At 66.1% G+C, this 26,366-nt stretch carries 24 protein-coding genes; 12 read left to right on the forward strand and 12 right to left on the reverse strand.

The annotated features are described in order from the left end of the window. Window positions 1-36: 36 nt before the first annotated feature. The 3 genes from purL to ACXMDM_RS03560 all read left to right on the forward strand — a co-directional run bounded on the left by purL (window position 37) and on the right by ACXMDM_RS03560 (window position 4,681). Complete coding sequence (purL, locus tag ACXMDM_RS03550) at window positions 37-2,430, forward strand: phosphoribosylformylglycinamidine synthase subunit PurL (protein ID WP_071800626.1); 2,394 nt, start codon at window positions 37-39, stop codon at window positions 2,428-2,430. 113 nt (window positions 2,431-2,543) lie between these two features. Further along, complete coding sequence (gene purF / locus ACXMDM_RS03555) at window positions 2,544-3,974, forward strand: amidophosphoribosyltransferase (RefSeq protein ID WP_222428268.1); 1,431 nt, start codon at window positions 2,544-2,546, stop codon at window positions 3,972-3,974. A gap of 95 nt (window positions 3,975-4,069) precedes the next feature. Then, window positions 4,070-4,681: a DNA-3-methyladenine glycosylase I gene (locus tag ACXMDM_RS03560; RefSeq protein WP_233831292.1), complete on the forward strand. Its 612-nt coding sequence runs from the start codon at window positions 4,070-4,072 to the stop codon at window positions 4,679-4,681. A gap of 37 nt (window positions 4,682-4,718) precedes the next feature. Here the strand turns inward: ACXMDM_RS03560 and ACXMDM_RS03565 are convergent, their stop codons facing one another. Together ACXMDM_RS03565 and ACXMDM_RS03570 are read right to left on the reverse strand one after the other, a co-directional pair. After that, entirely contained in the window at window positions 4,719-5,657 is a 939-nt protein-coding gene (locus tag ACXMDM_RS03565) for an IS481 family transposase (RefSeq protein WP_071799672.1), read from the reverse strand. Window positions 5,658-5,776: 119 nt separating this feature from the next. Beyond that, on the reverse strand, window positions 5,777-7,213 hold the full coding sequence (locus ACXMDM_RS03570; RefSeq protein WP_399252946.1) for a four-carbon acid sugar kinase family protein: 1,437 nt from the start codon (window positions 7,211-7,213) through the stop codon (window positions 5,777-5,779). Between the two features lie 38 nt (window positions 7,214-7,251). On the opposite strand from ACXMDM_RS03570, the gene ACXMDM_RS03575 reads away from it, so the two are divergent. Beyond that, on the forward strand, window positions 7,252-8,436 hold the full coding sequence (locus ACXMDM_RS03575; RefSeq protein WP_071800630.1) for an FAD-binding oxidoreductase: 1,185 nt from the start codon (window positions 7,252-7,254) through the stop codon (window positions 8,434-8,436). Here ACXMDM_RS03575 and ACXMDM_RS03580 read toward each other — a convergent pair. Both ACXMDM_RS03580 and ACXMDM_RS03585 read right to left on the reverse strand, forming a co-directional pair. Next, window positions 8,423-9,343 carry an aldose epimerase family protein gene (locus tag ACXMDM_RS03580; RefSeq protein WP_071800631.1) on the reverse strand — a complete coding sequence of 307 codons (921 nt, stop codon included), beginning with the start codon at window positions 9,341-9,343 and terminating at the stop codon, window positions 8,423-8,425. The two genes, ACXMDM_RS03575 and ACXMDM_RS03580, sit on opposite strands and share 14 nt — an antisense overlap. Before the next feature lie 19 nt (window positions 9,344-9,362). Further along, window positions 9,363-10,244 (reverse strand): alpha/beta fold hydrolase, encoded by an 882-nt coding sequence (locus tag ACXMDM_RS03585; protein WP_499570097.1) that lies wholly within the window; start codon window positions 10,242-10,244, stop codon window positions 9,363-9,365. A gap of 104 nt (window positions 10,245-10,348) precedes the next feature. Between ACXMDM_RS03585 and ACXMDM_RS03590 the strand changes: the two genes are divergently transcribed. Beyond that, window positions 10,349-10,624, forward strand: a complete 276-nt coding sequence (locus tag ACXMDM_RS03590) for a hypothetical protein (RefSeq protein ID WP_499570099.1) — start codon at window positions 10,349-10,351, stop codon at window positions 10,622-10,624. 7 nt (window positions 10,625-10,631) lie between these two features. Here ACXMDM_RS03590 and ACXMDM_RS03595 read toward each other — a convergent pair whose 3' ends face one another. Together ACXMDM_RS03595 and ACXMDM_RS03600 are read right to left on the reverse strand one after the other, a co-directional pair. Then, window positions 10,632-11,171 (reverse strand): methyltransferase family protein, encoded by a 540-nt coding sequence (locus tag ACXMDM_RS03595; RefSeq protein ID WP_071800632.1) that lies wholly within the window; start codon window positions 11,169-11,171, stop codon window positions 10,632-10,634. Then, window positions 11,152-12,489 (reverse strand): cation:proton antiporter, encoded by a 1,338-nt coding sequence (locus ACXMDM_RS03600; RefSeq protein ID WP_071800633.1) that lies wholly within the window; start codon window positions 12,487-12,489, stop codon window positions 11,152-11,154. The genes ACXMDM_RS03595 and ACXMDM_RS03600 overlap by 20 nt, the downstream gene beginning before the upstream one ends. A gap of 310 nt (window positions 12,490-12,799) precedes the next feature. Here ACXMDM_RS03600 and ACXMDM_RS03605 point away from each other — a divergent pair, with 310 nt between their 5' ends. From ACXMDM_RS03605 to ACXMDM_RS03615, 3 genes are read left to right on the forward strand one after another with little or no spacing between them, the layout of a single operon-like run. Then, complete coding sequence (locus ACXMDM_RS03605; RefSeq protein WP_071800635.1) at window positions 12,800-15,235, forward strand: phosphoketolase family protein; 2,436 nt, start codon at window positions 12,800-12,802, stop codon at window positions 15,233-15,235. A 51-nt stretch (window positions 15,236-15,286) separates the two neighbouring features. Further along, complete coding sequence (locus ACXMDM_RS03610; RefSeq protein ID WP_071800636.1) at window positions 15,287-17,860, forward strand: glycogen/starch/alpha-glucan phosphorylase; 2,574 nt, start codon at window positions 15,287-15,289, stop codon at window positions 17,858-17,860. Next, window positions 17,829-18,956 (forward strand): acetate/propionate family kinase, encoded by a 1,128-nt coding sequence (locus tag ACXMDM_RS03615; protein ID WP_071800637.1) that lies wholly within the window; start codon window positions 17,829-17,831, stop codon window positions 18,954-18,956. Before ACXMDM_RS03610 ends, ACXMDM_RS03615 begins: the two co-directional genes overlap by 32 nt. Here ACXMDM_RS03615 and ACXMDM_RS03620 read toward each other — a convergent pair. From ACXMDM_RS03620 to ACXMDM_RS03640, 5 genes are all read right to left on the reverse strand, one after another. Next, window positions 18,910-19,437 (reverse strand): DUF8661 family protein, encoded by a 528-nt coding sequence (locus ACXMDM_RS03620; protein ID WP_071800638.1) that lies wholly within the window; start codon window positions 19,435-19,437, stop codon window positions 18,910-18,912. The two genes, ACXMDM_RS03615 and ACXMDM_RS03620, sit on opposite strands and share 47 nt — an antisense overlap. 56 nt (window positions 19,438-19,493) lie before the next feature. After that, entirely contained in the window at window positions 19,494-19,838 is a 345-nt protein-coding gene (locus ACXMDM_RS03625; protein ID WP_071800639.1) for a DUF8670 family protein, read from the reverse strand. A 314-nt stretch (window positions 19,839-20,152) separates the two neighbouring features. Next, window positions 20,153-20,299: a hypothetical protein gene (locus ACXMDM_RS03630; RefSeq protein ID WP_186437625.1), complete on the reverse strand. Its 147-nt coding sequence runs from the start codon at window positions 20,297-20,299 to the stop codon at window positions 20,153-20,155. A 165-nt stretch (window positions 20,300-20,464) separates the two neighbouring features. Further along, window positions 20,465-20,893 (reverse strand): type II toxin-antitoxin system VapC family toxin, encoded by a 429-nt coding sequence (locus tag ACXMDM_RS03635; protein WP_071800640.1) that lies wholly within the window; start codon window positions 20,891-20,893, stop codon window positions 20,465-20,467. Next, entirely contained in the window at window positions 20,893-21,159 is a 267-nt protein-coding gene (locus ACXMDM_RS03640) for a ribbon-helix-helix domain-containing protein (protein ID WP_071800641.1), read from the reverse strand. The genes ACXMDM_RS03635 and ACXMDM_RS03640 overlap by 1 nt, the downstream gene beginning before the upstream one ends. A 195-nt stretch (window positions 21,160-21,354) precedes the next feature. On the opposite strand from ACXMDM_RS03640, the gene ACXMDM_RS03645 reads away from it, so the two are divergent. The 4 genes from ACXMDM_RS03645 to ACXMDM_RS03660 all read left to right on the forward strand — a co-directional run bounded on the left by ACXMDM_RS03645 (window position 21,355) and on the right by ACXMDM_RS03660 (window position 24,838). Then, window positions 21,355-22,656: a NupC/NupG family nucleoside CNT transporter gene (locus ACXMDM_RS03645; RefSeq protein WP_071800642.1), complete on the forward strand. Its 1,302-nt coding sequence runs from the start codon at window positions 21,355-21,357 to the stop codon at window positions 22,654-22,656. A gap of 130 nt (window positions 22,657-22,786) precedes the next feature. Then, window positions 22,787-23,245 (forward strand): GNAT family N-acetyltransferase, encoded by a 459-nt coding sequence (locus ACXMDM_RS03650; protein WP_071800643.1) that lies wholly within the window; start codon window positions 22,787-22,789, stop codon window positions 23,243-23,245. Next, a complete protein-coding gene (locus ACXMDM_RS03655) occupies window positions 23,242-23,730 on the forward strand; it encodes a hypothetical protein (RefSeq protein ID WP_071800644.1) in 489 nt (162 codons plus the stop codon). The genes ACXMDM_RS03650 and ACXMDM_RS03655 overlap by 4 nt, the downstream gene beginning before the upstream one ends. Further along, complete coding sequence (locus ACXMDM_RS03660; protein ID WP_071800645.1) at window positions 23,723-24,838, forward strand: alpha/beta hydrolase; 1,116 nt, start codon at window positions 23,723-23,725, stop codon at window positions 24,836-24,838. The genes ACXMDM_RS03655 and ACXMDM_RS03660 overlap by 8 nt, the downstream gene beginning before the upstream one ends. On the opposite strand, the gene ACXMDM_RS03665 is transcribed toward ACXMDM_RS03660, so the two are convergent. Beyond that, entirely contained in the window at window positions 24,822-26,366 is a 1,545-nt protein-coding gene (locus ACXMDM_RS03665) for an arginine repressor (RefSeq protein ID WP_499570105.1), read from the reverse strand. The genes ACXMDM_RS03660 and ACXMDM_RS03665 overlap by 17 nt on opposite strands.

Genomic DNA, 26,366 nt, shown 5'->3' on the forward strand with positions numbered 1-26,366 from the left:
CCTCCGTCAGACTGAACTCCTGTCGTCGGCCTTGCCGTGGTTGCTTCCTCGCCTTTTTCGGTGGCCGATGCCCTGCGGCGCGAAGGGCTCTCCCAGGCCGATTACGAGGAGATCGTGCGGCGGCTGGGCCGGGAGCCGAACCGGGCTGAGCTGGGCATGTTCGGGGTGATGTGGTCGGAGCACTGCTGCTACCGCAACTCCAGGCCCCTGCTGAGCGGTTTTCCCACCACCGGGCCCCGGGTGCTGGTGGGGCCAGGCGAGAACGCCGGTGTGGTGGATCTGGGCGAGGGCCAGCGGCTTGCCTTCAAGATCGAGAGCCATAACCACCCCTCGGCGGTGGAGCCGTTCCAGGGGGCGGCCACCGGCGTGGGCGGCATCCTGCGCGACATCTTCACCATGGGCGCCCGACCGATTGCCCTGCTCAATGCCCTCCGTTTTGGCCCCCTCGACGACCCCCGCAACGTTGGCCTGATCGAGGGCGTGGTGGCCGGCATCGCCCACTACGGCAATTGCGTTGGCGTACCCACCGTGGGCGGAGAAGTGGCCTTCGATCCCAGCTACAGCGGCAACCCCTTGGTGAACGCCATGGCCCTGGGGCTGATGGAAACCGAGGAGATCGTCTGCTCGGGGGCGGCCGGGGTCGGCAATCCGGTGGTCTATGTGGGCAGCACCACCGGCCGCGATGGCATGGGCGGGGCCAGCTTTGCCTCGGCCGAGCTCAGCGCCGCCTCTCTCGACGATCGCCCCGCCGTGCAGGTGGGTGATCCCTTCCTCGAGAAGGGTTTGATTGAGGCCTGCCTGGAGGCTTTCAAGAGCGGGGATGTGGTGGCCGCCCAGGACATGGGCGCCGCCGGGCTCACCTGCAGTTGTTCGGAGATGGCGGCCAAGGGTGGCCTGGGGATCGAGCTGGATCTCGATTTGGTGCCGGCGCGAGAAACGGGAATGACGGCCTACGAGTTCCTGCTCTCGGAATCCCAGGAGCGCATGCTGTTCGTGGTGAAACCAGGCCGCGAGGAGGCGCTGATGGCGCGCTTTCGCCGCTGGGGCCTGCAGGCTGCCGTGGTGGGACGGGTGCTGGAAGAGAACGTGGTGCGGGTGCTGCAACACGGTGCGGTGGCGGCCGAGGTGCCAGCCAATGCCTTGGCCGATGACACCCCGATCAACCACCATGAATTGCTCGCTGAGCCACCGGCGGAGATCCAGCGCCACTGGCAATGGCGGGAAGGCAGCCTGCCGCCGGCGCTGCGCGAAGGCATCACCCCCGCTAGCGGCCAGCTCCTGCCGTGGGGCGCGGTTCTCAAGGCATTGCTGGATGACCCCACCATCGCCAGCAAGCGCTGGGTTTACCGCCAGTACGACCAGCAGGTGCAGGCCAACACGGTGCTGTTGCCGGGTGGCGCTGATGCGGCGGTGCTGCGGCTGCGGCCCCAGGACGGGGAAGGGGCGCTTCAGGCCTCCAGCCGGGGCGTGGCCGCCACGGTGGATTGCCCCAACCGCTGGGTGGCGCTCGATCCGCAGCGCGGTGCGATCGCGGCGGTGGCAGAGGCGGCCCGCAACCTCAGTTGCGTCGGCGCCGAGCCGCTGGCTGTCACCGACAACCTCAATTTCCCTTCACCGGAAACACCCACCGGCTACTGGCAGCTGGCGATGGCCTGTCGGGGGATCTCCGAGGCCTGCACGGCCCTGGCCACGCCGGTCACCGGCGGCAATGTCTCCCTCTACAACGAAACGCGCCGGCCCGATGGCGGCCTCCAGCCGATCCAGCCCACGCCGGTGGTGGGCATGGTGGGTTTGGTTCACGACCTCACCCGGGTGACGGGCCTGGCCTGGAAGCAGGCCGGCGACACGATCTGGCTGCTGGGCGTGCCGCTGGAAACCGGCCCGGACAACCAGGCCAAGCAAGCCTCCGAGGATCGACTCGGGCTGGCCGGCAGCAGTTACCTCGAGCGGATCCATGGACGGGTCACGGGCCGCCCGCCCCGCACCGATCTGGCCCTGGAGTGCCGCGTGCAGGCCTTGCTGCGCGAAGCGATCAGCCAGGGCCTGCTGGCCTCCGCCCACGACCTCAGCGACGGCGGCCTGGCGGTGGCCGCGGCCGAGTGCTGCATCGCCTCGGGCCTGGGGGCCGAGCTGGCCTTGCCGACTGGCGACTGCCGCCTGGATCGGCTCCTGTTCGCCGAAGGCGGTGCCCGGGTGCTGGTGAGTGTGTCGCCGGCGCGGCTGCCGCAGTGGCAGGCGCTGCTGGCCTCCAAGCTGCCGGAAGCTGAACCCGGCCAGCCGGCGTTTCCCGCCCAACCGCTCGGCCAGGTGGCCGCCGATGGCCGGCTGCAGATCAGCGCTGGCGGCGCGGCGCTGCTGGGCGAGCAGGTGGACGACCTGGCCGAGATCTATGAGCAGGCCTTGCCCAGTCGTCTGGCTGCCACGGCCTGAGGCACAATGCAAGCAGCACTTTCATGGTGAACGGGCCTGTGGCTTCTGCGCACCCCAGGCTTCACCAGCCCGAGCCGGCCGAACGTCCCGATCTGCCCGAGCGGCCCGACCGGATGGAGGAGGCCTGCGGCGTCTTCGCCGTTTACGCCCCCGGCCAGCCGGTGGCCAACCTCACCTACTTCGGCCTCTACGCCCTGCAGCACCGCGGCCAGGAATCGGCTGGCATCGCCGTGTTCAACGGCGCCAAGATCAGGCTGCACAAGGACATGGGCCTGGTCAGCCAGGTGTTCGATCAGGACGTGCTGGAGCGCATGCCCGGCGACCTGGCGATCGGCCACAACCGCTATTCCACCACCGGCAGCAGCAAGGTCTGCAATGCCCAGCCCGTGGTGCTGATGACCCGGCTGGGCCCCTTCGCCCTGGCCCACAACGGCAATCTGGTCAACGCCACCGAGCTGCGCAGCTCGCTCGACCACCTCGCCGGTGAATTCACCTCCACCACCGATTCCGAGCTGATCGCCTTTGCGCTCCAGGAGGCGGTGGATGGGGGTCTGGGCTGGGAGGCGGCGATCAAGGCGGCGGCAAGCCAGTGCCGTGGTGCCTTCAGCCTGGCAATCGGTACGCCGGAAGGGCTGTTTGCGTTGCGTGATGGTTACGGGGTGCGTCCTTTGGTGTTCGGTCACATCGGCGAAAAGCACGAGGGCCAGTGGGTGGTGAGCAGCGAATCCTGCGGTCTCGACATCATCGGCGCTTCCTATGACGGTGATGTGGCACCCGGTGAGCTGATTCATTTCCAGGCCGGTGAGTCGGTGCCACTGCGGCAGCGCTGGATTGAGGAACCCGCCAAGTTGTGCGTGTTCGAGATGATCTACTTCGCCCGCCCGGACAGTCGCTTTTTCGGCGAATCGCTCTACAGCTACCGCCACCGCATCGGCATGGTGCTCGCCAAAGAATCAGAGGTGGAGGCCGATATCGTGATCGGGGTTCCCGATTCCGGCATTCCAGCGGCGATCGGTTTCTCCAAGGCCAGTGGCATTCCCTATGCCGATGGCCTGATCAAAAATCGCTATGTCGGCCGCACCTTCATCCAGCCCACCCAGGCGATGCGGGAGGCGGGTATTCGCGTCAAGCTCAATCCCCTGCCCGATGTGCTGGCCGGCAAGCGGGTGGTGGTGATCGATGACTCGATCGTGCGTGGCACCACAAGCCGCAAGCTGGTGCAGGCCCTGCGCGAGGCCGGTGCCACGGAGGTGCACATGCGCATCAGCTCACCGCCCGTCACCCATCCCTGCTTCTACGGCATCGACACCGACAACCAGGAGCAACTGATTGCCGCCCGCTACACCCTCGAAGAGATCACCGCGCATCTGGGGGTCGACTCCCTGGCCTACCTGAGCCAGGCCGGCATGCTCGAGGCCGCCCACGACAAGGCCGCCAACTTCTGCACCGCCTGCTTCGATGGCAATTACCCGATTCCGATGGATGATTCAATTCGCTCCAGCAAGCTGATGCTCGAACCGGCCGGTATTGCGGCCACGGTCTAGAACAACCACACCCGTTTAGATCAACCACTTCGACGAGAAGCATCGACCTGGAAAACGGTTCCGATCAAGGGTTTCTGCTCACAGCCGATGACGGTATCTGCCGCTGTTGGTGGGGCGCCAGGCACCCTGACTATCGCCACTACCACGACCACGAATGGGGCCACCCCACCCGTGACGACCAACGCTTGTTCGAAAAGATCTGCCTGGAGGGCTTTCAATCGGGCCTCTCCTGGCTCACCATCCTGCGCAAACGCGAGAATTTCCGCGAGGCCTTCGATGGCTTCGACTTCACCAGGATCGCCGCCTACAACGACGGCCCGGCCGTGGCCCGTCTGCTCGGCAATGCGGGCATCATCCGCCACCGCGGCAAGATCAAGGCCACCATCCACAACGCCCGCCGCGCCCTGGAGCTGGTGGAGGCCTACGGCAGCCTGGCCGCCTACCTCTGGCAGTGGGAGCCGCCTGGTCGGGAGCCCGATCTCGGCAGCGCGCCCGCCCATTCCCCCCTTTCCAGCAGCACCCGCACGTCCAAGGCCCTGAGTGCCGACCTCAAGGCACGGGGCTGGATGTTCGTTGGCCCGACCACGGCCTATGCCCTGATGCAGGCCTGTGGACTGGTGAATGATCACCTGGAGGGATGCGCCAGCTTTGCCGCCGTTGAGGAGCTGCGGGCTGGCTTTGTGCGGCCGGCTTCCTGCCGTCTCTGACTGAACCGCTGCTGGTTAAGTGTGCTTTCTCACCAGGTCATTCAGCGATCAGCAGCCGCTGGAGGCATTGCTGAGGAGTGAGGCCACCGAGAGCCATGTGGCACCTGCTGCCGTTATAGATCCCCAGATAGCGGGGTAGCCAGCGGTTGCGTTCATCCGATGTTTGGTAGGCGATCACATAGGCCCATTCCGACAAGATGGTTTTGATGAACCGTTCGGCCTTGCCGTTGGTCTGCGGGGTGTAGGGCTTGGTGCGGATGGGTTTCAGATCCAGAGCCCGACAGGCTTTTCGCCAGTCATCCGAGCGATAGGAGGGGCCGTTGTCCGAGAGGATCCGGCGACAGGTGATCCCCTGTTCAGAAAACCATCCGACGGCACGGGCCAGGAAGCCAACGGTTGTCGCCTTCTGCTCGTCTGCGAGCACCTCGACGTAAGCCAGGCGGGTGGCGTCGTCGATCGCGACATGTACCTTCTCGTAGCCGGCACCTCGGGAGGAGCCTTGACGACGGTCGCCGGTGATGCGGTGGCCGACCCGCTCAAACCTGGCCAGCTGTTTGATGTCGACATGGATCATGTCCCCGGGGCGCTCCCACTGGTAGCGACGAACAAGACGTTTGGGGTCAAGGTTCTTCAGGCGTCCCAGGCCCAGGCCCTTCATGAGCCGACCAACGGTGGAGAGGGGCGCACAGAGAGCCCTGGCGATGCGGCGGAGCGTGCAGCGCTGGTGCCGCAGGTCTACAGCCTGCTGGAGTTGCTGCGGATCGAGCGTCCGCCGCTGGCTGCGGCGAACACTCCGTCGATCCGCCAGTGCCGCTACGCCGCCTGCTCGAAACCTGGAGAGCCACTTGTAGGCCGTACGCAGGCTGATCCCGGCTTGTGCTGCAAGGGCTTTGAGTGGCACGCCTTCATCGAGATGCCGGCGGATGAGCCGTTCCCGACTGATGGGTGTCAGTCGGGCCAGAGGGTGGCTATGCATGGTGTGTGAGGTCTTGGGACGGTGGTGACACTCCGACCCTGGCGACCTCACACCCCCTTGTCAGCTGAACAACGTGGTGGGACTACACAGTTAAGCCCCATGGATCGATCTGCTGCTGATCAGGGCGGCAAGTCATCGAAACCTTGCATGCGCCGCCAGGCCTGGCGCAGGGTGCCGGCTGTGCCGAGGTTGCCCGGAAAGGTGAGCAGGGGCAGGGCGGGGAAGAGCGGGTGATCGGCTGGCAGCCGCAGCAGTGACAGCCCTGGCAGCAATTGACCCTCCAGCCGCACCGTGCCCAGGTCGAGGCCGGAGCTCAGGAGCGTCTGGCTGGTGGTTCCTCCTTTGCTGATCAGATAGCTCAGCTCGACGGGGAGCCGGGCGGCCAGGCGGGCGATCTGAAGCGCCAGAGCCCGGCCCAGCCGTTGGCGTTCCTCGGCGTCGTGGCAAATAGCCTCCCCCCGGCTGGTGAAAAGCACCGGCGTGCGGCCAGCGGCGATGACGTTGGCCATCACTTCAGCAAGCTCAAGTTCCAATTCCAGCTCAAGTTCCAGGTCCCGATCCAACTCCAGATCCCGCTCTTGCTCGCCACCGAGGCTTTCCGCGCTGGCCGTGTGCGCCTTGCGCAACGCTGCAAGCACCCGCGTCACCGGCAGCTCCACGCCCAAACAAGCCGGCTCCAGCAGCAGCTCCTGCAGTTGCCGGTTGCTGAGCGGCACCCAGGAGCCCACTAGCACGGCACCCGGTGCTCCACTGCGGCGCAGCTGGGCCAGGGCCGCGGGCTCCAGCGGTTGAGGTGGCAGGTTTGCCAGGCCATTCAGCAGGCTGGCCGCCGATTGCAGTAGCAAGCGCCGCGGCCGCGGCCCCTCCCGGCCAGGCAACGGCACCGGCCGCACCACCTGGCGCAGCGCCGCCCCCAGGGCCCTGAGCTGCTCAGGCTTCTCCGCATCCACCACCAGCAGCGGGTTGCCGGCCAAGGCCGCCAGTCGGGCGCTGAGCCCAATGGCGTTCGCGGGCTCCAGTTCCGCCAGGCCGATCCTGCCCACCTGGGCCGCCTTCCGCCTTCCGCCACTCTTGGCTTCCGCCCAGTCGGGCAGAAAGCTGGTGGCGTAGCTGAAGCGGCTGTCGGCGGCAAAGGGGGAGTGGTGCACCGGTTCACCGTGCAGCAGGTGCACCCCCTCCACCGTGGTGCGTCCGCCCTCCACGAAGGCCGGAACCAGCAAGGTGGCATCGAAGGGGCCGAGCTCCTGCTCGATCACCTCCACCTCCAGCGGGAAGTGACCCCGCAGGGTGGAGTCACCGCGGCTCACCAGCAGCCACTGCTCCAGACCGGCTTCGGCCAGGGCCGGTTTCAGGGCCCGGCAGATCTGGCGCACCCGGGCCGCCGCCGCCGCCGGGCCCAGGGCGCGGGTGTCGGCCAGCAGGAAGACCAGGGGGGAGGGATCCCGCAGGCCGGCCAGCAGGGTCGGCCGATCCCAGCGCAACAGCAGCGGGCAGCTGTGCACCGTCTGCGAACCGGTGGGATCGTCGTCGATCACGACAATCTTCAGGGCCGGCACTCCATTCGCTACTCCATGCGCCATGGCACCATCGTGCCGTGATCACGCCTGAGCCCCACGAACTGAGCGAGCTGGTGCGGCAGCTGCATGGCCAGGCGACCCCCTGGCTGCCGGCTGGCTTCGGCAGCCGCCTGGGCTGGGGACCCGCCGTGCAGGACACGGCCACCGTTGTCAGCTGCCAGCGCCTCAACCGCATCCTCGACCACGCCGTCGGTGACTTCACCGTGACCGTCGAAGCCGGCACACCGCTGCGCCAGCTGCAGGAAACGCTCTGGAGCCACGGGCAGTGGCTGGCGATCGACTGGCCCTGGGGCAGTGAGGCCGATGGCTCGGGGGCCGGCTCGGTCGGCGGCCTGGTGGCCCGCGGCCTGGCCGGTGGGCTCTGCCATCGCTACCTCGGTGTGCGCGATCAACTGATCGGCATCGGCCTGATGCGAACCGATGGGGTCGCGGCACGGGCCGGCGGAAAGGTGGTCAAGAATGTGGCCGGCTACGACCTGATGCGGCTGTTCACCGGCAGCTGGGGGTCCCTCGGCCTGATCACCGAACTGACCCTGCGCACCACCCCGATGCCCCCCCAGCGGCGGGGCCTGCTGCTGCAGGGACCGCTCGAAGCCCTCGATGGCCTGCGCCGCTGGCTGCTGCGCTCCAGCCTCACGCCGGAGTTGATCGACTGGTGGAGCCCGGCCCTGAGCCTGCGGGCGGCCCGTGAGCCGAAGAATGCTTTGTTGCTCAGCCTGGCCAGCGTCAGCGCCGAGGCCCTTGCCGACCAGAGCACGGAGATCCAGGGCCGGGCCGAGGCGCTGGGCCTGCACGGCCAGCGCCTCGATCCCGAACGGCTCGAAGCCTTGCGGGCCGTGGCCCTCGGCGAGCGCAGCGCCCAGGGTTGGCTGCTGCGCCTCGGGCTGTTGCCCAGCCATGCCAGCGAGCTGCTGGCCGACCGCGCCCTGCGCGATCTTCCGCTGGTGCTGGGCGCCGGCAGTGGCCTCGGTTACGCCTGGGCCACCGCCGAAGCCCTGCCCGCCTACCGGGTGGAGGAGCTGCGCCGGCTCTGCTGCCGGCACGGCGGCTACCTGACCGTGCTGCAACAACCGCAGTCCACGGCAGTGCCCGCCTGGAGCGATGCCCCCTCACGCGCCCTGATTGAAGCGGTGAAGCGGGAGTTCGATCCGAAGCAGCAGCTGGCCCGCGGCCGCCTGCCCGGGGTGCTCAAAGCAGCCTGAGGGCGTAGCGGCACTGCAGCCTCTGCACGCCGCCGGCGGGCACCACCAGGCGACGGTCGCCACTGACTAAGGCGCCGCGTGGAGCGGTCCAGGGCTCGAGGCAGAGCATCGACCGCGGCGGTTCGGTCCAGATCACCGCCAGATCGAAGGGGGGTGTGGGCTGCAACTCAAGGGCGAGGCCGGCGGCGGGATCCAGCAGCCGCACGGCTCCTGCAGGGGCGGCCAGCAGGTCGACGCCAACCGCCAGCCGCTGCAGCTGGGGCGCGGTGGCCTCCTCGGCCATGGTCAGGTGGTTGAAACAGTGTTCGGGCAATCCCTCCAGCCGCAGAGCGTTTCCACTGGCTGCCTCTTCACCAGCCGCCTCGGCTGTGGCCAGCCCCGGGGCCTGCAAACCCGAGACATTGAAATAGGGGTGGAGGCCGAAGCTGTAGGGCATCGGCTCGTCGCCGCAGTTCTCGATCCGCACCTTGATCGCCAGGGCCGCCGCTTCGAGGCGATAGGCCAGTTGCAGGTGGAAGCGAAACGGGAAAGCGGCCAGGGTCGCGGCTGTGTCAGTGAGGCTCAGCTCCACCCCACCGCCCTTGCCACCTGCGGGCTCAAGCGGGGCGAGCTGCCAGGGCAGATCCCGGGCAAAGCCGTGTTGCTTGAGCTCAAAATCGCCCTGGGGTAAGGGCAGCCGGTCGCCCGGTAGGTTGCCGCAGATCGGGAATAGAACCGGGATTCCCCCCCGCACCGACAGGGCCGGCTCGGCGAAGCGGGCCTGATCCAGGTAGAGCAGCTCATGGCCAGAGCAGCGCCAGCCGCTCAGCAGCCCGCCCCGCTCGGGCACGACCCGGAGCAGGTCGCCGCTGAGTGGATCCTCGTACTGCCAGTGGGGATAGGGCGTGTCGCGTTGGAGCAACGGCATCGCGGTGATCTCGGATCTCTCAGGCCAACTCCAGCTTGGCGAGCCACTCCAGCAGGGCGGCGTTCACCTGATCGGGCACCTCGTCGTGGGGGCAGTGGCCAGCCTCCAGCACCACCTCGGTGGTGGCGGCAGGGGCGTGGCGCTGGAAGTCGCCGCGCCGGCCGACGGCATTGATCCAGGGATCGCGGATGCCCCAGAGCAACAGCAGGGGGGCCTGCAGCTCGGCGAACAGTTCATCGAGCGGCTGGCCGCGGGGGATGTCGAAGACGGTGCGGAAGACACCGAAGGCCCCAGGGTCGAGTGACGGCCGCCGGATCGCCTCCACCAGGGCGTCGTCGACGTTGGTGCGATCGATATAGACCTGGTTCAAGGTGCGGCGGATCGTCGCCGGTCGCCGCAGGTTTTCGAACAGCAACCGCTGCAGCACCGGGCTGCGTAGCAGGGCGCCGCCGATCGTGCGGCGTGCGATGGCGCCCCAGCCGCCCGGTTCGGCTTTTTCATCACTGAACGGTCCGGCTGCATTGATCAGCACCACCCCGGCGGCTTGGGGGCCCAGGGCGGCACCGGCGGCGAGCACGGCGAAGCCGCCCAGGGAATTACCCACCAACACGGTGGGCCGGCCGATCCGCTCGTTCACATAGGCCACCAGCTGGTCACGCCAGAGGCCGCCGCCGTAGGGCAGACCCACAGGCTTGGCACTGCGGCCGAAGCCGATCAGGTCGATGGCATGCACCTCGTGCTGCTCGGCCAGCACGGGGATGTTGAAGCGCCAGTGGTCGGTGGAGGCGCCGAAGCCATGAACCAGCAGGACGGCCGGACCTTCGGGCTGGGCCGGTGCCTGGCAGACGCTGTGGACGGGATGGCCGTGAAAGGTCCAGCCCTCCGCTCGATCGATGGACAACCGATCGATGGACAACAGATCGATGGACAACACGGGCCAGGTCGGGTGGTCGATGCTAAGGATCCATCCCCGGGGTGCGTTCCTTGCTCGATTGGTCCAGCCTGTTGCCAGGAACGGCTCTCTGGGCCCTGGCGCTCTACCTGCCGCTTTCCGTGCCATTGAGGCGGCTGGAGGCGGCCCTGGCGGAGGGCACGCTCAGCGAAGGTCTGCGCCAGATCGCCCTGCTGCTCAGCAGCGTGGCCCTGGCCCTGGCGGTGGGTGCCCTCACCCAGCTGGCCCTGAGCGTGCTGCTTGGTCCCAGCTGGGGCGCCAGCCTCGGACTAATGGCTGTGCTGGCTGGTGCTTTCTGGAGCCTGGCCAGCCGCAGCCAGGACGATTGAATCCGGCTCAATGGCGCCAGTCGAGCCAGGGCAGGCCGGGAATGATCGCGGCGGTTTCGGCTCTGTAGCTGGCGTAGGCGGGATGCTGGGCGATCAGACCCCGCTCCTCGCGCCTGGCTTTGCCGCCGAGCACCGCAATGAGGGCGAGCAACAGGGCCAGGTGCAGCAAGCTGCCCAGCGCCAGGCTCAACCCGAGGCCGCAGATCAGCACCGCCTGATACAGCGGGTGGCGGCAGCGGCCGTAGGCGCCGCTGGTGACCAGGCCAGCGCCGGGTTTCGGGTCAGGCAACGGGCTGAGGCTCGACCCCAGGCGCAGGAAGGCTGCGGCGGCCAGCAGCAGGCCGATCGCCAGCAGGCTCCAGCCCACCAGCGCCAGGGGCCAGGGCCACACCAATCCCAGCGATAACGGCGCCGGGGTGGCCGGCAGGAGGTTGAGAAGGATGAGCACGCCCTGGGCGGCCAGCCACCATTCGCCCTGGCGGTTGTCGCGCAGGCCTGCCCAGCTCAGGCCCCAGCCTTGAAAGGCCTCAGGCAGGTTGTTCGGCAACGTCGGTCTTGCGGCTCAAGACCAGTCTGAGCAGAACCGGCGCCAGGAAGGTGGTGCCGATCACCATCAGCAGCACGGCCGCCTCCAGCGACGGGGTGAGCAGTCCAGCGCTGGTGCCCAGGCCCAGAAAGATCAGTCCCACCTCGCCGCGGGGCATCATGCCCAGCCCCACCACCAGGCGATTGGTGGGCTTGTCGCTCACGAAGCTCCAGCCCGACGCCAGCTTGCCGAGAACGGCCACCACGAACAGGAAGGCCGCAATCACCAGGCCGGAGCGGTTGGCGGGGTCGGCCGGGTTGATCACCGAAAGATCCATGCTGGTGCCGATCAGCACGAAGAAAATCGTCGCGAATAGCGACACCAGCGGAACCACGGCGGTCTGAATGGCGTGGGTGCGCTTCGAGCCACTCAGGATCAAGCCAGCGGCGAAGGCGCCCAGGGCGGCCTCCAGGCCGATCGCCGTGGCGGCGAAGCAACACAGACAGAGCACCAGGAAGGAGGCCACGATCACTTCGCCCGGTGCCTTGAGCTGATCGAGCACCCAGTCGAAGGCCGGTGCGGCGGTGCGGCTCAGGGCCAGGGCCACCACCACGAACAGCGCCGCTGCGATGCAGAGCTTGACGATCGGACCGATTTCCAGCTGGCCGCCACCGGCCAGTGCCACCACCACCGCCAGGATGACGATGCCGAGGATGTCATCGAGCACGGCGGCGCCGATCACGATCTGACCCTCGCGGGTTTTCAGGTATTTGAGTTCGCCGAAGACGCTGGCGGTGATGCCGATGCTCGTCGCTGTCATCGAGGCGCCGGCGAACACCGCCGGGATCAGATCCACCTGGAAGATCGCCATCAGGCCGAAGGTGCCCAGGGCAAACGGCAACACCACACCGGCGAGGGCCACCGTCGAGGCCTGGGCGCCGACGGCGACCAGTTCATCGAGCTCACTTTCGAGGCCGGTGAGAAAGAGCAGGGCGTAGAGGCCGAGGGTCGAAACCCCCTGCAGGATCGGGAAGGTCTCGTCGTAGATCGGCTGGACCGAGTCAGGCGGGATGGCGGAGAGGGTGCTCACCAGCCGGATCAGACCCTGGTTCAGTTCCGCGTGGGTTTCCGGTGGTACCACCAGATGGAGCCCGGAGGCGCCGATCAACACACCCGCCACCAGTTCGCCAAGGATGGTGGGCAGCTGGAAGCGCACCAGCAGTTCAGCGAGGGCGCGGGCCGCCACAAAGATCACCAGAAAGCGACCGACCCCGATCAGGGTTTCGGCCACTTCTATTTGGTGGTTGCCCAGTTCGAGCAATAGGGAAGGAACGATCATTCAGCCAGCTGACACCCTGGGTGGGAGTTGGAAATGCGGCGACCTTAGGGTGTTTGCCAGCGAGCTGACCGTCCAGCCCTGCGAACAAGCCATGGGCGTTGTTTGATGGGCTTGCCTGCATGGGCGCAGTGCAACGGGACGCCGCCGGCGATGGATCCGCCGTGATCGGGCTGCCCAGTCCGAAAAAGCTGATGTTTCATGCAGCCAAGAGCCAGGCCAGGGATGCTGAAGGCTCACCCGTTTTGCCAAAAGTTGATCAGGGCTTGAGCCAGCCAAGCCCTGATCAACTGTCTCCCCTGCCGCCATTCCCATGACAAAAAGCCTCACCACGGATCTTTCCCGCGAAACGGCTCCCCTGGGCACAGAGGAACTCAGCCTGGTCGATGCCTGGTGGCGCGCGGCCAACTACCTGGCTGTGGGCATGATCTACCTCCAGGACAACCCCCTGCTGCGCGAACCGCTTGTCCCGGAGCACATCAAGAACCGGCTGCTCGGCCACTGGGGCTCGAGTCCTGGTCAGGCGTTCATCTGGGCCCACGCCAACCGGCTGATCCAGGCCAACGATCTCGACATGATCTACCTGTCGGGGCCTGGCCATGGTGCCCCCGGCGTGCTCGGACCCACCTACCTCGACGGCAGCTACAGCGAGATCTATCCCGACAAATCCCAGGACGCGGAAGGGATGCGCAGCTTTTTCAAGCAGTTCTCCTTCCCCGGCCACATCGGCAGCCACTGCACCCCGGAAACGCCCGGCTCGATCCATGAGGGCGGTGAACTCGGTTACGTGCTCTCCCACGCCTGTGGCGCCGTCTTCGACAACCCCGACCTGATCGCCCTGGCCTGCGTCGGTGATGGCGAGGCCGAAACCGGCCCTTTGGCCACCTCCTGGCACATCAACAAGTTCCTCAACCCGATCAGCGACGGCGCCGTGCTGCCGGTGCTGCACCTGAACGGCTACAAGATCGCCAACCCCAGCCTGCTGGCCCGGATCGGCCACCAGGAGCTGGAGCATCTGATGCGGGGCTACGGCTGGAATCCGCTGTTCGTCGAGGGGCATGAGCCCGAGGCGATGCACCAGGCGATGGCCGCGGCGATGGATACGGCCGTCAGCCAGATCCTGGCGATCCGCCAGCAGGCCCGCCGTAGCGGTGAGGCCGTGCGGCCGGCCTGGCCGATGATCGTGCTGCGCTCCCCCAAGGGCTGGACGGGCCCCAGCGAACTGCATGGCAAGAAACTGGAGGGCTTCTGGCGCTCGCACCAGGTGCCGCTGCCGGCGCCCAACAAGGATCCCGAGCAGTTGCAGATGCTCGAGACCTGGCTGCGGAGCTACCGCCCCGACGAACTGTTCGATGCCGGCGGCACCTTGATCGCCGAGCTCCAGGCCCTTTCGCCCAAGGGCTCCAGGCGGATGGGATCGAGCCCGCATGCCAATGGCGGCCTGCTGCGCCGCAAGCTGCGCCTGCCACCGATCGAGGCCTATGCGGTGGCGGTGGAGCACCCCGGCCAGAGCGAGCACGAGAACACCTACCCGCTCGGTGAACTGCTGCGCGACACCATCGTCCGCAATCCCGACGGGATGCGGGTGTTCGGCCCCGATGAAACCGCCTCCAATCGCCTACAGGCGATTTATGAGGTGAGCAAGAAGGTGTGGATGGAGGAGCTGCTGCCGGAAGATGCCGGCGGTAGCGAGCTGGCCCGCAACGGCCGGGTGGTGGAGATGCTCTCGGAGCACACCCTGGTGGGAATGATGGAGGGCTACCTGCTCACCGGTCGCCACGGCTTCTTCCACACCTACGAGGCCTTCGCCCACGTGATCGCCTCGATGTTCAACCAGCACGCCAAATGGCTGGAATCCTGCATCCACCACGCCACCTGGCGCGCACCGATCGGTGCCTGGAACTGCCTGATCTCCTCCACGGTCTGGCGGCAGGATCACAACGGCTTCACCCACCAAGACCCGGGCTTCATCGACCTGGCCGGCAACAAGAGCGGCGAGGTGGTGCGGGTGTATCTGCCGGCCGATGCCAACAGCCTGCTAGCGGTGGCCGAAGAGGCGTTCCTGGAAACGAACGTGTGCAACATCATTGTTTCTGACAAGCAGAAGCACCTCCAATACCTCACCATCGAGCAGGCCCGCCAGCATGTGGCCAAGGGCATCGGCCTCTGGAGCTGGGCCAGCAACGATGACCGCGCCGAAGAGCCGGATGAACCCGATGTGGTGATGGCCTGCGCCGGCGACATTCCCACCAAGGAGGTGCTGGCGGCCGTGGAGATCCTGCACCGCGAGATCCCGACCCTGAGGATCCGGGTGCTGAACGTGGTCAAGCTGTTCGCCCTCTGCGAGCCGAGCGAGCATCCCCACGGGCTGTCGGATCGCGATTTCGACAGCCTGTTCACCACCGACAAGCCGGTGATCTTCAACTTCCACGGCTATCCGTGGCTGATTCACCGTCTGGCCTACCGGCGCACCAACCACGCCAATATGCATGTGCGCGGCTACAAGGAAAAGGGCAACATCAACACCCCACTGGAGTTGGCGATGAACAACCAGATCGACCGCTTCAACCTGGTGATCGACGTGATCGACCGGGTGCCATCGCTGGGCTCCCGCGCTGCCCATGTCAAGGAGCGCATGAAGGAGGAGATCCTTCGGCACCGTGCCCATGCCCACATCCATGGCATGGACTCTGCCGAAATCACCGGTTGGCGCTGGGGGCTGGGAGCTGGCACCGAGGCGCCCGGCTAAGTCTTACCCGGCCCCGTTTTCTCCCTTCCCCTTTGCCAGCCCCGTTTCTCCATGACCCCTATCGATAGCGCTCCCCGTCAACTGATCCTGCCCACGCCGGGCTGCCTCAAGGACGAGGAGCGCATCGGGCTCAGCGCCGACGGGTTGTTCGAGGGCATGACCGAGCACCTGTTCTTCACGCTCGGCAAGCTCGCCCCGACGGCCAACCACCACGACTTCTACCTGGCGCTCAGCTACGCGGTTCGCGACAGGCTGATGACCCGCTACCTCGCGGGAATCGAAGCGATCAGCGCCACGCCCACCCGGGTGGTGGCCTATCTCTCGGCCGAGTTCCTGATCGGTCCGCAGCTGGGCAACAACCTGCTGATGCTCGGCATCCGCGAAGCGGCTTCCGAGGCGTTGCAACGCTTCGGCATCACCGATTTTGAGTCGATCCTGGAAGTGGAAGAAGAGCCGGGGCTGGGGAACGGCGGTCTCGGCCGTCTGGCGGCCTGTTATCTCGAATCCCTCTCCAGCCTGGAGATCCCCGCCACGGGCTACGGCATCCGCTACGAGTTCGGCATCTTCGATCAGCTGATCCGTGATGGCTGGCAGGTGGAGGTCACCGACAAATGGCTCAAGGCCGGCTGGCCCTGGGAACTGCCGCACCCTGATCAGGCCTGCTATGTGGGCTTCGGCGGCCACACCGAGGTCTACCGCGATGAACGGGGCCACGAGCGGGTGCGCTGGATTCCCGGCGAACATGCGATCGGCATCCCCCACGATGTGCCGGTGCTGGGCTACCAGGTCAACACCTGCAACCGGCTGCGCTTGTGGCGGGCTGAAGCCACCGAGAACTTCGATTTCTACGCCTTCAACATCGGCGATTACGACGGCGCCGTGCAGGAGAAGGTGAGCATGGAGAACCTCTCCAAGGTGCTCTACCCCAATGACGGCACCGCGGAGGGCCGGCGCCTGCGGCTCAAGCAGCAGCACTTCTTTGTGAGCTGCAGCCTCCAGGACATGCTGCGCAGCCTCGATCTGCGCCAGTTGCCCGTCAGCGAATTTCCCGATCACTGGGCGGTGCAGCTCAACGACACCCATCCCTCGATCGCCGTCGCCGAGCTGATGCGGCTGCTGCTCGATGAGAAGCACCTGAGCTGGGAAGAGGCCTGGTCGATCACCACCCGCTCGCTGGCTTACACCAACCACACCTTGCTGCCGGAGGCCCTGGAGAAATGGGGCCTTGATCTGTTCGGCAGCCTGCTGCCCCGCCACCTGGAGTTGATCTTTGAGATCAACCGACGCTTCCTGCAACAGGTGCGCCTCAAGTACCCCGGCAATGATCGGCTCCTGCGCAGTGTGTCGATCATCGACGAAGGCGGCAACAAGGCGGTGCGGATGGCCAACTTGGCCACGGTGGGCTCTCACCACGTCAACGGGGTGGCGGCCCTGCACAGCGAACTCGTGCGCACCCAGCTGTTTCCTGACTACGCCACCCTCTGGCCTGACAAGTTCATCAACGTCACCAATGGCGTCACGCCCAGGCGCTGGATCGCCCTGGCCAATCCGTTGCTGCGCGAGCTGCTGGATGGCTCGATCGGCACCAACTGGATCCGCGATCTGTCCGAACTGAAGAAGCTGGAGCCCTTCGCTGCTGATCCAGGCTTTTTGGAGCGCTGGGGACAGACCAAACTGGCTGTTAAAACGCGGCTTTCCGATTACATTCACCGCCAGAGCGGCCTGTTGGTGGATCCCTCCTCGCTGTTCGATGTGCAGGTCAAGCGCATCCACGAATACAAGCGCCAGCACCTCAATGCCCTGCAGGTGATCGTTCAGTACCTGCGCATCAAGAACGGCACGGCCGATGGCCAAGCCCCCCGCACCGTGATCTTCGGTGGTAAGGCAGCACCTGGCTATTTCCTGGCCAAATTGATCATTCGCTTCATCAACGGCGTCGCCGAAATGGTGAACTCCGATCCTGATATGGAAGGGCGCCTGCGGGTTGTTTTTCTACCTGATTACAGTGTCAAGCTGGGCGAGCGGGTCTATCCGGCCACGGATCTCTCCGAGCAGATCTCCACCGCCGGCCTGGAGGCTTCCGGCACCGGAAATATGAAATTTGCCATGAATGGTGCCCTCACGATCGGTACCCTCGACGGGGCGAATGTGGAAATTCGCGAGCAGGTGGGAGCGGAGAACTTCTTCCTGTTCGGCAAGACCACCGAGGAGATCGAAAGCCTCGGGGATGGCGGCTACCGCCCCTGGGACTTGATCGGTGAGATCCCCGAATTGCCGGAGGTGCTGCACTTGATCAAGCTCGGTCATTTCAGCAATGGCGATGTGGAGTTGTTCAAGCCCTTGCTGGACAACCTCACCGGCCGCGATCCCTTCTTCCTGTTCGCCGACTTCGCCGATTACCTTCGCGCCCAGGACGCGGTCAGCGCCGCCTGGGCGGACCGCGAGCAATGGAATCGGATGTCGCTGCTGAATTCGGCCCGCAGCGGCTACTTCTCCTCTGACCGCTCGATCCGCGAGTACGCCACGCGCATCTGGCAGGCCGATGCCTTCCCCGTCACGATCAGTTGTGCCATCGATGGGGATGGCGACAGCAATGGAAACAGCGACAGCATTGGAGAAGCCTGAATCCGGCGTGGATCTGGTGCTCGTCTTCAATCTGGGGAGCTCCAGCCTCAAGGTCCGCCTGATCGATGCCGGCGGCGACACTCTCTGGCAGCAGAGCTCCAGCTTCGAATCCGGGCAAGGAGGTGACGGGCCGCTGCTTGGCTTGGATGCCTGGCTGCCTGAGGCCCTGGCGCCCTGGTTGGAGCGGATCGGTCTGGCCGCCCACCGGGTGGTGCATGGCGGCGACTGGTTCACGACCCCGACGTTGATCACACCGGCGGTGGAAGAGGAGCTCAGCGCCCTCATCCCCCTGGCGCCGCTCCACAACGCCGGCGCCCTGGCGGCAATCCGCTGGCTGCGGCAGTGGCGTCCGGCCCTGCCCCAGTGGGCCTGCTTCGACACCGGTTTTCACAGCACCTTGGAGCCGGCTGCTTTCACCTATGCGGTGCCGGAGTCCTGGCGCTGGGCGGGCCTGCGCCGCTTCGGTTTCCATGGCCTCAACCACCAGCACATCAGCGAGGTGGTGATGGCCCAGCACGGCCATCACCATCCGTCCGGCCTGAGGCTGATCAGCTGCCACCTGGGCGCCGGCTGCTCGCTGGCGGCGATCCGCGATGGGCGCAGCATCGACACCACGATGGGCTACACCCCTTTAGAAGGGCTGGTGATGGCCAGTCGCAGCGGCTCAGTGGATCCGGGGTTGCTGCTGCACCAGCTCCGCGCCGGCCTGACGGTCGAGGAATTGGAGCGGCAGCTGCAGAAGGAGAGTGGGCTGCGGGGCCTCTCGGGTCTCAGCGGTGACATGCGCCAGCTGCGCGAGGCCGCAGCAACAAACCATGCCGGGGCCGCGCTGGCCCTGGAGGTTTTCCTGCACAGGCTGCTGCAGGGCATCGGCGCGATGGCGGCAAGCCTGGGCGGTGTTGATGTGATCGCCCTGACGGGTGGGATCGGCGAAAACGACACCATGATCAGGTCCGAACTGGCCGAACGGCTGGCCTGGCTGGAGCCTTTTGCTTTGGTGGTGGTTCCCGCCGACGAGGAGGGGATGATCAATCGACTCTGCCGGCGTGCTAACTACGATCAGGCAGGTCAGGGGTCTGATGCAGCAGGCGATTGAGCCGCAAGCGGTCAGCATTGAGCGGATCGGGTGCCAGTTCGCCGGCCACCTCGCGGAATTTCTGCTCCACTTCCTCCGGTACCCGCACATCGAAGATGCGCTCCATCAGCGCTTCGATCGAGAACAGATGGGCGTTGATGTTTTCGAGATCGGCAATCGCCTGCTGAACCTCGTCGGGTTCGTCAGCGGCTGTGCTGCCTGGGGAAGCAGGGGCTGCTGCGCCAGGGGCAGCGGCACCAGCGCCGGAGCCGGCCGGACCTCCGCTGGCATTGATCGAGCGCGGCGCGGTGGCCTCACTTTCATCCTCCCCGTGTTCCTTCTGCAGCTCCTCCAACACCCGGCCTGCCAGGGTGCGAAACGACTGCAACGCAGCCCAGTTGAGCTCCTGCTGCTGGCGCAGCGTGGCATGTTCGCGGATTAGTCGGTCATGTTCCCGATAAAAACGCTGACAATCCGGACATTGGCAGGGCTCTTCAGGCACCGAGCTCCCTATTTCCTTCGGGTTCCATCATGGCATTGCGTGCAGGCTTTCAGCGATCAGGCCAGACCAGGACAGGAATCGGCTCCACCCTCTCCTTCTTCCAAGCGGTGGTGGGAGGTTTCCTCCTGGGCGGCTGGCAGAGGGATTTCGATCGAACTCACCACCTGGAGCACGTCCCGCAAACGCATCGAATCGGCAAACCAACCCATGGCCTGCCCCATGTCGCCATGACGCTCGGCCTCTGAGGCCTGATCTTCATGGGCTTCGGAGAGCAGGGCCAACCAGCAGAGGCAGCGTGCCTGCACCACAGAAAGGTCCAGTTCGGCGGGCTGGCTACGGGCGATGCGCTCGCTTTCCTGCTGCACCAGCAGCCGCAGCCGCAGATCGTGGAGCTGGGTCATCAGATAGGGACGGACGACTGAACCAACGTTAGTCACGGTGACTGGGTTGTGCAGAGCGCCACAGGTGGTGGATCCGCCCAGGTTGTCTTCGTCTGTGAATGAAGATTTGCGGGCAGAGGCGCCAGCGCATCAATGCTGCTGGGCCAGCAGTGAGATGGCCGGAGAGTTTTCATTGAAAATGGAGCAATGAGCCCTGAAGATAGCTGTTTCTGATGACATCGACACTTTGATGACAGGAATGCCTTGGTGACAGGCAACTCTTAACGATTAGCGAGTTTTGATCATTGCAAGGCTGGGTCGTCACCCCTTGCTGGTTACAGGCTGGCCTCTGCTTTGGCTTCTTGCCCCACCGCGAAGGTGGCGAGCACCTCGTGGCAACGGCTGATCTGCCGCTCCCTCAACGTGGAGCTGATGTTGCCTTGATCCGCCATCGATACTGATCGTTCCCCGGTTTGTGTCATCGGGCCAATCAGATGGCTGGATGCTCAGAGCGTCCAATGCCAGGCACAACGTTCTCTTCGTAAGTTCACGCTGCACCAGCACCCAATGCGGTAGTCCCAGGCTCTGGAAGATGCTTTGGCAGGCCGTGCCTGGAGGCCTGGGAATTGCCCTGCTGATGCAAGAGCTCAGCCGATCGGAACGCGGCAGAATGGTTCACGCCGGAAACGCCGGTAGATATCGAAGTCGCTGTCCAGGCTGAGGATCTCGGCAACATCCAGCCGTTCCGAGAGCGTCACCAAGGTGAGATCGGCAAAATCGCCGGGTAGATCGGCATAGCGGTGATTGAGTTCCGCAATGCGGGCGTAATCCTCCCGAAGCAGGTTGATTGCCTCGATGCCACCGCGGCTGACGGCCCCAAGCAGGTGGTTCTGAGCCGACAGGACGCGGGGATCACCTGGATTCCCCAGCAGCCAGAGCACCTCGGCGATGCAGATCGGTGAGGTGATCAGCTGCGCAGCGGTCTGGTCAAAGAAGCTGACGACAGCTTGATGCAGGGGCTCCTGCTGCTGGTAATAGCTCAGCAGGATGCCCGAATCAATCAGGATCCGCCGCATCAGCGCCGTTCCGCCTGCCTTGCTGTGAGTGTCTGGCCAAGCCGCCGGCGCCGCTGCTCACGCTCTGCACTGCCGGGCGGCAGGGTATTGAGGAAGGACTCAGGGTGCCCGCCAATCCGCTGCGCGATCGACGGACTGGGTTGCCGCTGCTGCCAACACTCGCGGATCAGTTGGCGGATCAGGGAACTCCTGTCCTGGCCGGTTTCCGCCAGGAGCTCCTTCAGGCAGTGCTCGGTTTCGTTGTCCAGCCGGACGGTGAGCGGCATGGTGCGCAGGGACTACGACCCGTATGACGAAGTAATTGATTGTAGTACCGATGCTTGGGACGTCGACCGGCTTGACGCGAGACAGGTGTTCTTGACCTGAAGCTGGCCGAAAATCCCCGTATCACCCAGACCAAGCCGTTGAACGGCACTCCCTCCGTAAGTTGACGCCGCACCAGCACTAAAGGCGAAGGGCCCATGCTCTGGCAAACCGTGCGAGGAAGCCTGGGGATCGCCCTGCTGCTGCTGGTGGCCTGGTTGTTCTCGCAGGATCGGCGGGCGATTCCCTGGCGGCTGATCGGGGTGGCCCTGGCTACGCAGGTGGGGCTCGGTTTGCTCCTGTTCCAGCTGCCATTCGGGCGGGTGGTGTTCTCCTCGCTCAATGGAGCGGTGGTGGCGCTGCTGGCGCCGGCCCGTACGGGCGCTGAATTTGTGTTTGGCCCGCTGGCGGTTCCTGCGGGAGAAGAGGGCAGCCTGGGTTTGATCCTCGCTTTTCAGGCCTTCCCAATTGCGATCTTTTTCGCGTCTCTCACGGCCCTGCTCTATCACCTGGGGGTGATGCAGAGAGTGATTCACACTCTGGCCCGCTTTTTTCGCCGGAGTCTGGGGATCACAGGTGTGGAGGCCACGGCGGCCGCCAGCAATGTGTTCGTGGGAATTGAATCGATGCTCACGATTCGCCCCTATCTGGCCACGGCCCAGCCCCATGAGCTGGCCGTGGTGCTCACCGCTGGCATGGCCACCATCGCCAGCACCATGTTGGGGCTCTATGTGGGTGTGCTCCAGCCCTATTTCCCAGGCATTGCCGGCCATCTGATCACCGCCAACCTGCTCAGTGCCCCGGCGGCGGTGATGATGGCGCGTCTCCTGGTGCCGGCACCACGGAGGCCGGAGACGGTGGCAGGCAGCGCATCGCGGCCGTTGCTGCCGGAGCTGGTGGACGAGGGGCGCTACAGCAGCAGTGTGGAGGCCATCACGCAGGGCGCCAACGACGGCCTCAAGCTGGCGCTGGGCATCACCGCCGTGCTGATCGCCTTCGTGGGGCTGCTCGCCCTGGCCAATGCGGGGGTCGGCTGGATGGGCGGCTGGTTTGGCCAGCCGCAGGTCACGCTGCAATCCCTGCTCGCCTGGCTGTTTCTTCCCTTGGTCTGGATGATCGGGTTGCCCTTCAACGACGCGCTACCAGCCTCGGAACTGCTGGCCCTGCGGCTGGTGGCCACGGAGGTGCCGGCGTTTGTGAGCCTGGCCGGCAGCCTGCAGGCGGGCGAATGGAGCGATCCCCGCTCGGTGGTGATCCTCGCCTATGCACTCTGCGGCTTTGCCCATCTCCCCTCACTGGGGATTTTTGTGGGTGGATTGTCTGCGCTGGCTCCCGAGCAGAAGGGAGTGGTGGGAACCCTCGCCTGGCGCGTGCTGCTGGCTTCCACGCTGGCCTGCTTGCTCACCGGGGCCATGGCCGGCTTGCTGGGCGGATTCACCGGATTTTCCCTGGCCACGTGAGCGGCCTGTGCACAACAAGAACCTGATCAATCGCCAATTCAAGCCATCGGGATGAGCCTCCCCAACAGGCCAGAGATCGTTGCTGGGGCTCCGATGCTTGGATGGCTGGATCTGATTCAGGCAGGGGCCGATGGAATGGCAACAAGGGGCCTTCACGCTCTCCTGTGATCCCGAGCGCATTCAATTGGATGTGGTGCTGGAGTTCCTGCGTCAGTCGTATTGGGCCAGCGGGATCACCACCAGCCAGGTGCAAGTTTCCATACAACATTCGTTGAATTTCAGCCTGTTCCGAGGGCCCGATCAGATCGGCTATGCGCGGGTGGTCAGTGATCGCTCCACCTTCGGCTATCTCACCGATGTGTTTGTGCTGCCGGAGCATCGGGGCCAGGGTCTGGGCAAATGGCTGGTCAGCTGCGTGTTCTCCCACCCCGAGCTGCAGGGGTTTCGCCGTTGGATGCTGGCCACCGAGGATGCCAAAACCCTCTACGCCCGCTATGGCTTCAACGCCTTCGACGACTCCGGCATGATCATGCAGAAGTTCGACCCAGACGCCTACAAGCCCGCCTCCATGCCGCCTGCCGCACAATGACCCATCTCGGGCTGGGGCTGATCCCGCTGGTGGGGCTGTCGATCTCTTTGTCGCAGGTGTTCGCGCTGCTGGCCAATCGGCTCACCCCCCGCCAGATCGCGCTTCAGCTGGTGCTCACTGCCCTGCTGCTGGCGTTGGCGCTGTTGATCGTCTGCCTGCTGGACATGCTGCTGCTGGCGGCGTTCGGTAGCCAGCCGGTGCCGCCCAGCACCTTTGTGAACGCCATGGTGCCCGCCCTCTGGCCTGGCCTCTTCTATGTGCTTGCCGCGGCGCCGTTCATCGGTGATCTCATCGCCGTGGCCATCTGGGCCCTGATCCAGCTCAACGTGATCCTGCTGTTGCACAACTTGTTCGCAGTTCCCTATCAAGAAGCGCTGCTACTCGCCACACCGGGCTATGTGCTCGGCCTGGTGGTGGTGGCGATCCTGTTCCGCCAGAGCTGGAACGCCGGCTACCGCCGCCTGATCGCCGATCTCGATGGCTGAGCCTGGCCCTTCCACTGCCACCACCAACTCCTCCGCCGCGTTCCGTGGCCTGCTGCGCAGCCATCGCCTTGGCCTGCGGGGTCTGGTGGTGGTGCTGCTCGCCGTGGCGATCTGGGTGTCGCTCAGCCTCGGCGTTCTGTTGCCGGTGCTCGGCTCGGTGTTCAGCGGGCCCGACCTGCGTCTGCTGATCAGCGTGGTTGCAGCCCTGCTACTGCTGCTGATCCCCACCGCAGGCATCTATTCGCTGATCGGCCAATACGCCTTCTGGGAAGGCTGGCTCACGGGCCTGCCCAGACCCGCCGACCTGTTTCGATCTGCCCCCTCGCCACCCTCGGCTGCACCAACGCGCTTCCTGGTGTATCTCGATGGCATCCACCAGGTGGAGCGCGACCATCCACCGCGGGTGCTGCGCCTGCTGGAGGAGATCGAGCGGGGCCTCGATCCGGGCACGGTGCTGTTGAAGGGGATGGAGTCGTACACCGTGCTGCCGGTGAAGCTGGCAGACGATCGTGGCAGTGCCTGGCTGTGGCGCCGGCTGTTTGCCCTGCAGGAGGAGCACCCCCTGGCCTGGATCCGCTTTCTCGCCGCCTTCCTGGTGCAGGCCAACAACGTGATCAAGGTGGGCATCTCCTCTGATCGGCGCTACGGACCTATCGCCAATTACCTGCTGGCGCTGAAGATCGTCCACAGCCTGCTGCCGCTTGGCTTCGTAATCGGGCAGCAGCAGCAGCTGGTGCTGCTGGGCTACAGCGGTGGCGGCGAGATGGCGATGGGCGTGGCCGACTATCTCCACCAGCTCAGCCGCAGCCCGATCCGCATCCTCGCCTTCTGCGGGGTGTTCAGCGGCAACCAGCAGCTTGAGCATGTGGAGTCCATTGAGATGGTGGTGGGCAGCCGTGATCCGGTGGCCGCCTTTGGCCGGCTCGCCTACCCCGGCCGCCTGGACTTGCTGCCGCTCTCTCGCTGGAACCAGGCCCGGCGGCGGGGTCAGGTGTCGCAACGGATGCTGCGGGGCATGGGCCACAACGGCGAGTACGGGCCGTTCTCCGATCGCTTCCGCTCTTCCCTGGCCCGCTGCCTGCTCGACCTGCTCAGCCGCCCGGCCTGAGCAGAAAGGGGCTGGAGAGGGGCGCACTGCTACCGATCCGCGCGCTGGCTCCGCCGATGGCCGCCTCCCCGTGGATCGAGAGGTCGAGCGGCAGGCTGCCCAGGGCACGGTCATGGCGCGCCAGGGCCCGTGCGTGGCCGTCGCTCCAGCGGCCTCCTGTGCCGGCCATTGCCCGCGCCTGGGTGCTGGCGCCACGCAGCCGTTCGCGCCAGAGGCCGCTCAGCAGGATCGGGAAGAGGGAGCAGCGATCGCGCATGGCCTGCTGCAGCAGCGCCGTGCTGTCGATGCAGAAGCCGAGGCTGCCGTAACCACCGAGGCTCAGACTCTGCTGCGTGGCGATCCCGTTATGGAGCAAGGCCACCACCTCGCAGAGCTCGATCAGCTCCAGCAGCTCCTCGCCCTCGAAGGGGGCATCCAGATACCGCACCGTGCCGTTGGTGCGGTCGTTCTGCCAGGGGCGATGCAGATCGTTGAGACCTTCCCAGCCGCACAGCCCCTCCGTTCCCTGGTAGTACTGCAGCAGCAGGGGAGCGGCCCCAGCGGGCCGGCACGACGCCAGCTCCAGCTCCAGCTCCAGGCTGCTGTGGGGCAAGAGGATGCGCTGCTCCGGCCGATTGGGCCGTGGCGCAGCGGCCGGATCGAGAAGGCCGGTACGCAGCGGCAACGCCAGGGGCACCTGGGCCCAGCCGCCAGTGGCCAGCGGCAGGCTGGCACCCAGCCCGAAGCTGGCGACGCTGCTGCGCAGACGGGCCCGCACCGTCCAGCCCTGGGCCTGCAGCGCCGCGATCAACGACCGTCCCGTGCGGCAGCCCTCCAGGCTCCAGGCCTGGTCGGTGAGCAGGTTGGCTGCCAGTCGGTTGAAGGCCTGGGCCAGCAGGGCGTTACGCCGCCGGCAGGGTTCGCTCTGCAGAAATGCCAAGCCGGTGTTGCGCAGGCGCAGGCCCCCAGGGGGGTTGGGGCTGCGACCACGATCCCCGGAAACGGTGGCCACAGAAACAGTGGCTTCGAAGTCAGTGGCCGCGTTGGTGGCGGTTAAGGCAGTGGCCATCAACTCGCTGAGGGCGCCAGGCAGCGGCAGGGTGGCGCCGCCCCAGCGGATCGTTTCGGCCCGCCAGCGCTCCAGTGCCGACGGCTCCCGCCCCAGCCCCGTTCGCAGGATGGGCAGTTCGTCCACCAGGGCATGGAGCAGGGCGGGGCTGAGCAACTGGCCCTCCAGCAGCTCCGCCAGCGAGCGCAGCCGGGCGGGAACCTGGGCGGCGCTCAGCCGCCAGCGCTGGGGCAGCATCCACAGCAGCGGCAGGTGGACGCGGTGGCGGAGCGATCGCCCCAGCTGATCGAGAACGTCCTCACGGCTGACGCCCCGCCGCAGCACGGTCTGCTCCAGGGCCTGCTCCAGCCCGAGCAGGGGCACCGGCGAGGGCCAGGCCGGGTCAATCGCCAGGGGATCCGGCGGCGAAGACGACGCCAGCGACACTCCGACCACCAGCGCTCCGCAGCGGATTCCCAGCATGGCGGCGCCGTGCTCCAA

The organism is Synechococcus sp. CS-603, from assembly GCF_977929215.1.